This window comes from Crenothrix sp. (genome assembly GCF_043729335.1).
In the GTDB taxonomy this organism is placed as follows: Bacteria; Pseudomonadota; Gammaproteobacteria; order Methylococcales; family Methylomonadaceae; genus Crenothrix.
The window spans coordinates 1-11,859 of sequence record NZ_JAYTLQ010000034.1; the positions used below are offsets into that span (position 1 = coordinate 1).

General features: G+C 44.2%; 14 protein-coding genes and 3 tRNA genes. 4 read left to right on the forward strand and 13 right to left on the reverse strand.

The features are described from left to right. Positions 1 to 327 (reverse strand): transposase (locus ACHZC4_RS08020; protein ID WP_394753315.1); only part of this gene is annotated, 327 nt, incomplete at its 3' end. A gap of 51 nt (positions 328 to 378) precedes the next feature. After that, entirely contained in the window at positions 379 to 624 is a 246-nt protein-coding gene (locus ACHZC4_RS08025; RefSeq protein WP_394753316.1) for a hypothetical protein, read from the reverse strand. A 298-nt stretch (positions 625 to 922) separates the two neighbouring features. Here ACHZC4_RS08025 and ACHZC4_RS08030 point away from each other — a divergent pair. The 3 genes from ACHZC4_RS08030 to ACHZC4_RS08040 all read left to right on the forward strand — a co-directional run bounded on the left by ACHZC4_RS08030 (position 923) and on the right by ACHZC4_RS08040 (position 1,179). Then, positions 923 to 999 (forward strand) — tRNA-Pro (locus ACHZC4_RS08030). 6 nt (positions 1,000 to 1,005) lie between these two features. Then, positions 1,006 to 1,082 (forward strand) — tRNA-Arg (locus ACHZC4_RS08035). 21 nt (positions 1,083 to 1,103) lie between these two features. Beyond that, positions 1,104 to 1,179: transfer RNA gene (locus ACHZC4_RS08040), tRNA-His, on the forward strand. Positions 1,180 to 1,274: 95 nt separating this feature from the next. On the opposite strand, the gene ACHZC4_RS08045 is transcribed toward ACHZC4_RS08040, so the two are convergent. The 11 genes from ACHZC4_RS08045 to ACHZC4_RS08095 all read right to left on the reverse strand — a co-directional run bounded on the left by ACHZC4_RS08045 (position 1,275) and on the right by ACHZC4_RS08095 (position 10,641). Beyond that, positions 1,275 to 1,526, reverse strand: a complete 252-nt coding sequence (locus ACHZC4_RS08045; RefSeq protein WP_394753317.1) for a DUF1640 domain-containing protein — start codon at positions 1,524 to 1,526, stop codon at positions 1,275 to 1,277. A gap of 79 nt (positions 1,527 to 1,605) precedes the next feature. After that, a complete protein-coding gene (locus ACHZC4_RS08050) occupies positions 1,606 to 3,594 on the reverse strand; it encodes a hypothetical protein (RefSeq protein ID WP_394753318.1) in 1,989 nt (662 codons plus the stop codon). Positions 3,595 to 3,676: 82 nt separating this feature from the next. Further along, on the reverse strand, positions 3,677 to 3,970 hold the full coding sequence (locus ACHZC4_RS08055) for a nucleotidyltransferase family protein (protein WP_394753319.1): 294 nt from the start codon (positions 3,968 to 3,970) through the stop codon (positions 3,677 to 3,679). A gap of 213 nt (positions 3,971 to 4,183) precedes the next feature. Beyond that, positions 4,184 to 5,314 (reverse strand): hypothetical protein, encoded by a 1,131-nt coding sequence (locus tag ACHZC4_RS08060; protein WP_394753320.1) that lies wholly within the window; start codon positions 5,312 to 5,314, stop codon positions 4,184 to 4,186. A gap of 27 nt (positions 5,315 to 5,341) precedes the next feature. Beyond that, the gene (locus ACHZC4_RS08065; RefSeq protein ID WP_394753321.1) at positions 5,342 to 5,776 is read right to left on the reverse strand and encodes a HEAT repeat domain-containing protein; all 435 of its coding nucleotides are present in this window, start codon (positions 5,774 to 5,776) and stop codon (positions 5,342 to 5,344) included. A gap of 99 nt (positions 5,777 to 5,875) precedes the next feature. Further along, a complete protein-coding gene (gene dapD, locus ACHZC4_RS08070) occupies positions 5,876 to 6,694 on the reverse strand; it encodes a 2,3,4,5-tetrahydropyridine-2,6-dicarboxylate N-succinyltransferase (RefSeq protein WP_394753322.1) in 819 nt (272 codons plus the stop codon). Between the two features lie 6 nt (positions 6,695 to 6,700). Next, positions 6,701 to 7,900 (reverse strand): succinyldiaminopimelate transaminase, encoded by a 1,200-nt coding sequence (dapC, locus tag ACHZC4_RS08075; protein WP_394753323.1) that lies wholly within the window; start codon positions 7,898 to 7,900, stop codon positions 6,701 to 6,703. A 3-nt stretch (positions 7,901 to 7,903) separates the two neighbouring features. Then, a complete protein-coding gene (locus ACHZC4_RS08080; RefSeq protein WP_394753324.1) occupies positions 7,904 to 8,692 on the reverse strand; it encodes a M48 family metallopeptidase in 789 nt (262 codons plus the stop codon). A 160-nt stretch (positions 8,693 to 8,852) separates the two neighbouring features. Continuing rightward, positions 8,853 to 9,251 carry a type II toxin-antitoxin system VapC family toxin gene (locus ACHZC4_RS08085; protein WP_394753325.1) on the reverse strand — a complete coding sequence of 133 codons (399 nt, stop codon included), beginning with the start codon at positions 9,249 to 9,251 and terminating at the stop codon, positions 8,853 to 8,855. Next, complete coding sequence (locus tag ACHZC4_RS08090) at positions 9,248 to 9,490, reverse strand: AbrB/MazE/SpoVT family DNA-binding domain-containing protein (RefSeq protein ID WP_394753326.1); 243 nt, start codon at positions 9,488 to 9,490, stop codon at positions 9,248 to 9,250. Before ACHZC4_RS08090 ends, ACHZC4_RS08085 begins: the two co-directional genes overlap by 4 nt. 8 nt (positions 9,491 to 9,498) lie before the next feature. Beyond that, positions 9,499 to 10,641, reverse strand: coding sequence for a hypothetical protein (locus tag ACHZC4_RS08095; RefSeq protein ID WP_394753327.1), 1,143 nt, complete (start codon positions 10,639 to 10,641; stop codon positions 9,499 to 9,501). Between the two features lie 259 nt (positions 10,642 to 10,900). Between ACHZC4_RS08095 and ACHZC4_RS08100 the strand changes: the two genes are divergently transcribed. After that, a complete protein-coding gene (locus ACHZC4_RS08100) occupies positions 10,901 to 11,854 on the forward strand; it encodes a VacJ family lipoprotein (RefSeq protein ID WP_394753328.1) in 954 nt (317 codons plus the stop codon). Positions 11,855 to 11,859: the final 5 nt, after the last annotated feature.

Sequence of the window (11,859 nt, forward strand, 5' to 3'; positions counted from 1 at the left end):
GCCCTCCGTACTGCCAAACCAGGCAAACAGTTCGTTGCCAATATGGGTACAGTAGCCATTCTTTCCGTTATGCCGTGCCCCCGTGTCGTCCGCATGGACGTACTGCGAAACTGATAGCCCCGCTTCCAGCAGCTGGTCTTTTTCGTCATGGAACACGTCCAGCCCATCGGTGATGAATTGGCTTAACCGGCCACTGGAAATGTCAACGCCCAAATCGTGCAGTTGTTTGAGCAGCAGTGGCCGGGTAACGTGTTGGTGATGGTATTGGTACAGGATAAAGCCAATCAGGTTCTTGCCAAAATGGCAGCCGCACAACCCATACGGCAATAGTTCGGAGGAATACGTCAGCTATTGCGTCAGGCGATAAGCCGTAGCAGCTTAACTTGGAGGCTTGTTCATATTCTTTGAAACTGCCATGTTTGCCACACAACCACAATAACCTGTTTCAGAAAAGCGGTGATTTCCTTTTCCGCAGTGAAACATCTGTCGGAAAACACCATCACTTTTGGTTGTGTAGCCACCATCTTTGGTGATGTGGTTATCCGTTGACTTGTGGTAGGGACAATCGGCTCTTGGGCAAAACAAATTTAACGGGGCGTTCAGTTTAGCAGGTGTAAGATTCATGACATGGTAGCAAAGTTTAGCCGCAGACTATGTCAAAAACACCTAAAAAAGCTACCTGCATTGATTTGCAGGGACTACCTAATGCACACTGTTATGACGTTATTGGAAAACTCAAAATCAAAGCGGTGTATTTATAAACACGGAAGACTAATCCACTACCTACAATAGCCGGGATGAATATGTTAAATACGATTTCTTAAAAAACAATTGACCATAGTAGTCTAAATGCTATATTATAGGCAGCTATTCAAGAGCAACTTGAATTAGATTATCAAGTTTTAGAGCAGCAGATGATAATCGGGGTGTAGCGCAGTTTGGTAGCGCGCCTGCTTTGGGAGCAGGATGTCGGGGGTTCGAATCCCTCCACCCCGACCACATTTTGCGCTTGTAGCTCAACCGGATAGAGCACCAGCCTTCTAAGCTGGGGGTCGCAGGTTCGAGTCCTGCCAAGCGCGCCATTACTTGAAATACCCTTTATGGTGAGCGTAGCTCAGTTGGTAGAGTCCAGGATTGTGATTCCTGTTGTCGCGGGTTCGAGCCCCGTCGTTCACCCCATCAAATACAGCTGTTAACCACATCAACGGCTTTCTTACTGTTTATCTGTTTTGTAAATTCTGAATTTACACTAAATAGTGGTCATTTTGGCATTATTAAAAGAATGCTTTTAGCATCAGAGACAAAATACCCGCCAACATTAAGCCCATCATCCATTTTAGAACCGTTAGATCTGTGTAAATTGGAGACAACTTGTTATCGAATTTATTATCCAAGTACTCCTTGGTGACTAACGCGCCCTGCGCTTCCGCAATTACACGAATAACGGCCTCCGCTTGCTCCTGCTGAAATCCGGCGGCTTTTAGTTTATCAACAAGTTGCAGCGTATCAAAAGTTACAGTAGCCATGAAATTTTCCTATGCAGATGTCCACGCAAAGTCTAACACAGTATTAGTTTTGAAATAAGCCGCTAAAGACCATTGTGCCTTACTGGTTTGCCAAAACGATAATTTTATCCTCCGCAGCAAAATCAATCATTTTAGATTTAAGTGGATTGATGTTAATCCCATAGCACAGTGAAGCATCATTAACCTGATTAAGTAATCGATAGCCGATAGCTGTTTCATTTTTACGGCGTGCAGCTTCCATAACCGTGTAAAAACTGACGCTTTGGCCAGGGCAAATATAATCTTCAACCGGTTTCAAATAAATTTCTGCGCCATCGGCATCAAATAAATCACTGAAAACAGCTGCGAGTTGTTTGTTTTCAGAAATTTGCGTTAACAGTAATCCCACCAATTCATCACTGACAATAAAATCATCGGCTTTGGCTATTTCCGCCAGCGCCTGATTTCTGCTGTCCATCATTTCCGCCACAATACTATAAGATTCACCTTTATTGGTTTCAATGTCGCGCAGGTGCAGCAAAGTTAGCAATGTTTTAGAATCGGCTTCCTGCATGCTTAAGTTGTCGCTGTAACACAGCAATATAATGTGGGCGTAGGAGGTTAGGTTAAGTGACTCAAGAAATACCCGGTCTGTAGTATTGCCCAAAATAAAATTAATACGCAGGTTTTTAAGCTCTGTTATCAGCGTGTTAACTATAGCTTCGGTACTGGCTAATTCTGAAACAATCGTTAATTGTGAATCCGGTGCAGCATAATGATCCATCTCACGCACACTGATTTCGGCTCTGTGATTCCAGCCTAAAATAATGTCGCGTTCTTGGGCTATGGAATGAGGTAACTTGCTGCTAATGGCTGAGATGGCAACATTGGGCGTACCCGATATCTGGATTTTATCGTCATCGGCGGCAATGCAGATCAGCGCGTCATCGAGGTCAATAGTTGTCGCCATATCGGGATTAAGATGTGTTACACCATTTTTTTGCAAACCAATTAACGCCGAATGTGCAAAGCTGGCTAACGCATCGCCATAAGTTTTGCCAACTAACGTGGGTTCCTGTTTGAAATAAATTTCGTCACCGGAAAAATTCAACAGCTCTTTATAGACGCTGCTTAAACCCACTTGTCTGGAGGTTTGCACGGTTATTTTGGCGATTAAATCATCGGGTATCACCAGTTCGATTTCATCTTTGCCTATCATTTTGGCGACAGCAATGTTTCTAGCATCACGCAATTCAGCGACGATATGATATTTTTCCGCGCGGCGATTAGGGTGATTGGTAATGGCCAGAATCATCTTTATAACCTGGGCATCTGGGTCTGCATAGCCTTCTGGGGACAAAATAATAATCGATTTAGTGGATTGCGGGTTGACGACATCCAACGCCGCTAAATCGATAGGGCTACCAGAGCGGCAGATTACTTTAGTGCGGCCGGTATCCGCCACATGGGAACGGATTTCATCTTCCATAACCGTCTTTTCCTGATCGGCCAAGACGACGATACGTGGCTTTTTAACATTGGCATTTGCAATAGCCAACTCGGAAATAATCAGGAATAAGCGTGATGACCAGCCTAAAATCAGGGTATGGTTTTGCTCGCAGACCAGCGAATGACCTTTACGTAATTCTTCCAGTTTACTTTCCAGTCCGGTAGACAAAATACTGATTAAGCTACCGACAATAAACAACCCGGCTAGTGTGATTACCAATCCCCACAAGCGAAATTCCCAGCCGTTACCATTATCATCAGCCGCATCGCCGCCGACTGTGCCCGCATCCAGTGAACGCATGAGGGTTTGCCATGCAGCTTCGGGGAAGGAGTAGGCATCGGCAGTATTATCAGATGCTACAGCATTGTTAGGGAGTGCGTCGTCTGTAGGTATGGTGTTGCTTATAGATTGAGGCGTATCGCTAGCCGGTTGCCAGTTGTTGATGACCAATATCGATGAGGCTATCAATATAATGCATAAGGTAATCAGCGCCAGCCAGCCTATAAGTGAGGCTGTGCCACCTGATAAGCTATTATCAAAGTAATAACGCAGTTTTTGGGAGAGTGTTATTTTGCGCATAAACGCCCTATTGATTAAATGGCCTTGTTAGCGGGTCAATTACATACAGAAGCTAAGCCAACAATGAAGACAAACCGATTTTTCATAACGCGACAGCTTCTTGCAGTACTTGCTGACGTAAGTATTTATTTAATGCCCGTTCGCTGACTATATCAACCTTACGCCCCAGTGTTGTGGATAATTCATCAATAAGCCCCACCTGATCTAATAGTGTTGAACCGGGCAAAAAATCGACTAACAAATCAATGTCACTGTCTTCGTGTTCTTCTCCACGCACTACAGAACCAAATACACGAATGTTGGCTGCATGGTAATGGCGGGCAATCTCTATAATAGAGACTTTTTGTTGCTGTAATATTTCGTATTGTGAAATCAATTGAGCATCTCTGATGGCAATTAAAATATCTTTGTTAATTTTATGTCGCTGGCTTGGTTACGAATGTATTCAATAAAGGTTAAGTGTGAGACCATTTTTATTCTACTTGGTAAGGCGGCAGTGAGTAGTTAAAGGGTCTACTTCAGGATAAAAATAACCGTTCAGATTTTCATTGGGTAGCCTTAGATAATCTGACCCTTCTTTAGGGAGGCTCTAGTAGAGTGTATTCCCCGCCATTAGTTGCCATAGTGTATTCCTCTCCAACTCTCTGCCTTTATGAGTGACTCTTCCGAAAGTGTCATCGATAACACGTTGGTCATCTTTATAAACATGCACATGAATCCCTTTTTCTTGAGGTCGATCTGCAGTCCACAAAACAGCAGGAGTTGAAGACCAGATATCAAAATCGAGTCCTGCATATTCGTCTAGGTTTAGAGCCCGTTGTGGAACTATATAGCTGTTACTATTATTGAATTGGTCATGCAAGGGTTTTAAGGGAGTGGAAACAATCTTCCCATCACTCCATATGCTGTCATTGCCGCAGTTTCCGCAGAAGTGTTTGGCGTGAGGTGTAATGGCAAAGTTGCCCAGATCCAAGTGTGGATAACCACATTTTTTGCAGGTCACGCAGCCCATTGTGCGACCTTCCTCAAGAGATTTAACAAACTCAAATGCCGCCGGGGGCGTGATCTGGATCTGAGTAATCTCGACACTTGAAAAAAGACCAAGACCCTGATTGTACGAACAAACTATGGCATCAAAATCCATATCCAATGATTTCTTGTCTCTAGCAGAAAAACGCTTGTGAACATGAATTTTAGGAGGGCGTGGCTGAATAGGTTTGCTAGACATCGCCGGAGGAAGGGAGCACCAAACACCGATTTGTTCAAAGTCGTTGAAATCAATAACAAGCGGATCCACCACGTAGCTCATGACCATGAGGTGATTGCTGCAGGTAACTTCACCGGATGGTGGGACTGCCGCTAGATCAGCTTTTACACCCCAGTGAATTTGATGTGTCTTGCAGTACCATCGGTTGGCACCGTTTCTGAACTTGCCGCAAGGGACAATATGGCAAGGAAGAACTGCATTATCACCTGCTTTGCTAGCGAAACTGCCGAAGACTTCCTCCGAATGCACGGCGATATTGCCTATAGTACGCCCTGGAGCCCAGCAGATCGCCGATGCAGCTGAGTATTGCTCAAGCACAACTTCAAGTTGACCTTCATTGCAGTGCTTGCGTATGAAGTCTTTTTTGGCCATTCCGGTGCCAGGGTCAGACCATTCACATTCCCAGACTTCCACTTCTCCTGTTTCTGGGTTCAGCTTTCTTGAGTAGAACATTCTCGAATCCTTAATGTGAGCGTAAAGTTATGCTGTTCTTTTTGGCTGACATGACAGAACATTTTTAACCCACTTATTGAAACCGGCTCCCTTCTCATACTGGTAAATGTCGAAGTATTCTGGATACGACTCTTTGAATTTTCCATTAAACTCGACCTCAGAATATTCTCCATCTATAGATCTCAAAACTATTTCGAGCTTCTTGTTGATGTCTTTGACTAAGTGACCTTTTGGCTTTCTGGGCAGTTTGACATTCTCACCGAACGCTTGCAATTTGAGAAATGCCAGCTTTTGAACTGCATGCACCTTGTCGTGAATCATTAAGCGCCAAAGAATATCTGTAGACTGCTGGCATTTGAAATTTCCGAGTCCCTCTACCGCATTTAGGCGATTTTTGTAATTTGTTCGATCAGACGCCTGTTTTTTTAACGTTTCAATGTTCTCTGGTGTGTGATTTTCCATGATTGTCCTTTTGGTGGTGTTGTGGAGCGGCATAACTTAGTATTATTAGGTGGGAATAGCGACGCAAAATATTACGTCGCCACATCGTAACCTAAACCATCAATCCCTCAGCAACTCATTAATGCCGGTTTTACTCCGAGTTTTTTCATCGACTTGCTTGATGATAACTGCACAATACAAGCTGTATTTACCATCCGCTGACGGCAAGTTGCCAGACACCACCACAGAACCTGCTGGAATACGGCCAAAGCTGACTTCGCCAGTCATGCGGTTATAGATTTTAGTGCTTTGGCCGATATATACGCCCATAGAAATCACGCAGCCATCTTCAACAATTACACCTTCAACCACTTCTGAACGCGCACCGATAAAGCAGTTGTCACCAATAATAGTTGGGTTGGCTTGCAAAGGTTCTAGCACACCGCCAATACCTACACCGCCAGATAAATGCACATTTTTACCGATTTGCGCACATGAGCCCACCGTTACCCAGGTATCCACCATGGTGCCGCTATCAACATACGCGCCAATGTTAATGTAAGACGGCATTAAAATCGCCCCAGAAGCGATATAAGAACCACGACGCGCTACGGCATTCGGCACTACGCGCACACCGGCTTTAGCAAAATCTTCTTCTGAATAGTTGGAGAATTTGCATTCTACTTTGTCGTAATAACGGGTATTGCCGCCGTCCATCATGCGGTTTTCGTTGATACGGAATGATAATAACACTGCTTTTTTCAGCCATTGGTGCGTAACCCATTCGCCGTCGATTTTTTCGGCAACGCGGGCAGCACCGCTGTCCAGTAAACCAATCACTTCGTTGACGGCAGCGCGTATTTCAGCAGAAACGTTGGCGGGCGTAATGTCGGTACGTTGTTCAAAAGCGCTTTCTATAATACTTTTCGTGTCGGTCATATTTTTTTATTTTAAGGTGGTAAGGAAGTTGTGAATTCGGTTGGCGGCTTTGATGCATTCGCTTAACGGTGCAACCAGGGCAATTCTGACATGGTTTGCGCCGGGATTGATACCCTCAAACGGGCGGGATAAATAACTGCCCGGTAATACGGTAATATTTTCTTGCGCGAACAGTTGCTGGGCAAAGTCGGTATCGCTAATAGGCGTTTTTAGCCAGACATAGAAGCTTGCGGGTGGCTTGTGTATCTCGCAGATATTTTCAAGAATGCTGATGAAAGCGGTAAATTTTTCACGGTATAAGTCCCGATTTTCTTGTACATGGGTTTCATCCCCCCAGGCCTTAATACTGGCATATTGCGTGGGTAAAGGCATAGCGCAGCCTTGATAGGTGCGGTACTGAAAATACGCTTTTAAGATGTCTGCATCCCCCGCGACAAACCCCGAACGCAAGCCAGGGACGTTAGAGCGTTTGGATAAGCTATGAAACACTACGCAGCGTTTGAAATCGGTATTGCCCATAGCATAAGCACTTTGCAGCAAGCCAATAGGTGGATTGTTTTCGTCATCATACAGTTCGCTGTAGCATTCATCGGATGCAATAATAAAATCATATTTTTCCGCCAAACCTATCAGTTTCTCCTGTTCGCTTTGGCTGATGACAGCGCCACTGGGATTGCCCGGCGAGCAGATATAAATCAGTTGGCAGCGTTGCCAGATATGTTCAGGAACGCTATCAAAATCCGGTAAATAACCGGAATCTTCCAGGGTATTTAAAAAATACGGCTCAGCACCGGCCAGTAACGTCGCACCTTCATAAATCTGGTAGAAGGGGTTAGGCATGATGACTACCGGTTTGTCGGTCGGGTCAACAATACACTGGGCGAAAGAAAACAATGCCTCACGCGTTCCGCTGACTGGCAGGATATGTGTGTCGCTGTCGATAAATTCAGCAGGAATCTTGAAGCGGATACTTAACCAATCGGCAATGCTAGCGCGTAGTTCCGGTATGCCCTTCGTGGTTGGGTAAATTCCCAGGCCTTGGCTGTGCTGTGCCAAAGCGGCTTTAATAAAATCCGGTGTCGGATGCGTGGGTTCGCCTATGGATAATGCGATGTGGGTTTTATCAGCGGGTGGTGTTATACCGTGCTTAAGCTGCGCCAGCTTTTCAAAGGGATAGGGGTGTAAATGCGTTAGATTAGGTGTCATGCGTTATGAACATCTCGGTTGCTTGCCCATCGCCTGTGCTTGCTGAAAAAAACTCATCGCTTGTGGCATGTGCTGCTCTAAATCTTGAATACGAGTCGCGTGCGAGGGATGGGTCGACATAAATTCTGAAGGCTGATTCCCTTGCGATGCCTGTTCCATACGCTGCCATAAGCCAATACTTTCACGCGGATCAAATCCGGCTTTGGCCATCAGGTCAATGCCAATAATATCCGCTTCACTTTCTTGCGTACGGCCATAGGGCATGAGTACGCCATATTGTGCGCCAACACCCAACAGACCAAAGCCTAATTGACCTAAGGCACTGGTCGGTGCGCCTGCGATGGCTTGTACCACGGATAAGCCTTGGCTCATGGCCATTTCTTGAGACGCGCGTTCATTACTGTGTTTTGCCATAACGTGGCCAATTTCATGGCCAATCACCGCAGCCAGTTGATCTTGATTGGCGACCAGTGTCAGTAGGCCGGTATGAACGCCTATTTTGTTGCCGGGCAAGGCAAACGCATTGGGTGATTTATCGTTGAAAACCACCACTTCCCATTGGCCTGCGCCTAACTCGCGGGTAATAGCTTGGGCGACACATTGGGTTAAGTGGTTGTATTTGGCATTATTGCTGACTGGCTTGTCTTTTTTCAAGGTTTCGAAAGCTTGCAGCCCCATGTTATCAATTTGTGTTTCAGGCATCATGATAAACTGGCTTCTACCGGTAGGGCTGGTAACGCAAGCACTCAGCAATAAAGCCGATAACAGTACAGACATTTTTTGTTTGAACATAATCGTGGCCGCTAGTGGTTATTAATAGCCGCCATTTTAGCGCAACTTTATTAGCTTGGAATTAAAATTGTTGGGCTTTTTTCAGGGCGTATGGATTTGACTGTGAAACCAATGGGGGTTTTTGGGTAAGGTGATTTATGATGTAGCATTAAATTAGCAATTATGGCAAATAGACCTGCGATACTATGCCTTCCTGTATTGCTTTTTTGCAAAAACCTTCATCAAATGTGTAAAACAGCATAGTGGGCGTATTTGCTAGGTGCAAGGCATCAGCGAAATCAGCCCCTAAGCGATAGTAGCAGATTGCATTCATTAACGCTGTTTCATCCTCACAAATAATTTGCATTTTTTGCAACAAAATCCCAAAAAAATCAGCGATTTCAACAGATGTTCGTTTATAACGGGAGCGTAAAACCCATTCCGTTTCAAGCTGAACGGTACGACTTATAAAAAGTTGATGCTGTTGTATCAGTGACAGAACTTTTTGATATTGCAGTTCGTCGTCGCGCATAGCGAGGCGTATGATAATATTCGTGTCAACGGCAACAATTGAGCTCATTCTTGGGTTAAATGAACAGGCTTGCAAAGCTGTTCTGTGGATAAGACGATGGTATTGTTTTTAAAAAAACCACCTAAATCAGAAATATCATCACTTTTTGGATAGTGTGTTGGACGCAAAACTACGGTGTCACCAATACGCAACATTTCCACTTCGGAATGGCCTTTCCAGGTATTAATCTGTAGTATTTCTAGCGGTAAGGTGATTTGACCTTGCGGGGAAATGGATAAGGTTGTCATTATTACCCTTAAAAATTAAATGGGAAATCATCCATAAACAAGTCATCGTAATTGTTTTGGTAAGTGTCTTTTGGGATTTTATATTTTTTCAACCAGGCTTTAAACGCGTCGGGCTGTTCAAATAAAGCCAGCTCTTTTTTTATGGCTTTTATGTCTTTTTGCACATCACGCATGTCATTTGCTAATTTTAACAGCAATTGCGCGGGTGAAATTTTGCCATAAAAGGGCATGCTGCATTGTAACCTCGAAATTTCTTCAATTTGGTAAATTTCTTGGGTTAATTCAGATAACTGGTCTTTGAGTATCTTATTGAAATATTTTAAGCGGCTGTCAGCCATTTGGCTTAGTTGCGTGGCATCAATTTGTTCGACCTCTAATTGCAATTCCAGCAGCTGCAATAAATCTTTTTTGCCGTAAGCAATATTAACGCGCTGCATCAATTCAGTTTTGCGTAGGCGTTCTTGTTCATCCGGTTCACGATCAGGGTGTAATACCGCCACTAATTTGCGATATACCTCTTGCACGGATTTGCTGGCTTGTGCCTCTTCTTCTTGCAGACGTGCTTCCCTGGCCAGTTGGGTTTTAGTCTTTTTTCGCTCTATTTTCGGTTCAGCTTGGGCTTCTTGATGTTCACGCATTTTTTCGTGCAAGTGTGCCTGAAAATTCTCCGGCGAACTAAGGTCAATATCATCACCTAAATCGATGTTAAACATATTTTTGGCCATGTTTCTCATCATTTCGCCAAGCACTTCTTTATTTTCTTCGGTGGCGGTATCGTAATCTTCATCGCTGTATTTATTGAACAAAGATTTCACTGCATCGGTGTTCATTTCAACAATCAATTGGCCGCATACCTCAGCAATGAGATGTTTTATCTTGGCCTTGTCGGTTTTTTTAATCGACGCATCATCGTAATACCGATCTAAACGTTGTGCCCATTCAAATTGATGCTGATACAGGGTATCGACCAGCGGATTGAATTCCTGCTCAGATTTTTGACGGTACACGGGCAGGGCTTCTTTCCAGGCCAATAAAGATTTTTTTTGCTGGTCAATTTTTTTGCTCAGGGTATTAAACAGTTTTTGTGCGGCTGATAAGGTTTTATCCTGCGCTTTTGGCGCAATGTGGACTATCTTGTTGGCTAGTGTCATGTTGTCGGTGTTGGTAATGATCGAATAAGGTATGTGTTAAAAGAGTCTAGTACTCAGTCAATCTTATTTTGTCAGTCAGATATTTTAAAAAACCGTTCGTGGTGAGCTTGTCGAACCATGAACTACAAGTCCTTCGACAGGCTCAGGACGAACGGAGTATTTTATAGTACTCGACATTATAAAGCTGACTAAGTACTAGACTATTATTAACCTATCCACTCGATAATTTAATTCCGCTACCACCGATTGGAAAATGTGTATGAAAATGCCAAAAAACCCTGCTCGAAGCCCGATTTTACTGTTTACCTTAATTACCGCAATGGGTATTAGCGGATGCGCGACTAAAAAAGTAGCCACAAATCCGGATGATCCCATGGAATCATGGAACCGCAGTACCTTTTCCTTCAATAACGATGTAGACAAGGCGGTGCTAAAACCGATGGCCAAAGGTTATCAAGAGGTGGCGCCAACTCCAGTTAACAAAGGTGTCACTAATTTCTTCAGCAATATTAATGATGTAGGCGTCTCAGTTAATGATTTATTGCAGCTTAAGTTTATCCAAAGTGGCATGGATGTGAGTCGTTTTGTGATTAACTCCACCGTTGGCCTAGCGGGTATTTTTGATGTCGCCTCAAAACTTAACTTGCCTAAACATAACGAAGATTTTGGCCAAACCTTAGGTTTTTGGGGCGTACCTTCAGGTTCTTACACGGTATTACCGCTTTTGGGTGCCAGTTCGCCTCGGGACGCGGTGGGTCTAGTGGGTGATGCGCTGCTAAATCCGCTTACTTACGTTTCGCTGTTTGGTGGCGTGGCCGCCAATGCCGCAACCACCGGCTCAACCGTATTAGATGTTACCGACACCCGATCTGATGTGATGTCGACGGAAAAAATTGTTGATGAAGGCGCAGTGGATCGCTACGACTTTATTAAAAATGCCTACCAGCAACACCGCGAATATCTGATTCATGATGGCAATCCGCCTGAAGATAGCGATGATTTGCTATCAGAAGACCCCAGCACTTCCCCTTCTGGTATTGATCAAAATACTGCCGCTGCCCAAATAGGTAATTCGGGTAATGGCATTTTAACTAACATTGGCGGCAGCGTTCCTGTAATCAACAATTCTAAAACACTAGAGCCGGTAGAAAATGGTCCGGTTCCCATTATCGATAACTCCAAACATTTTCTAGAATTGTCTGCTCCGGATTAATGATT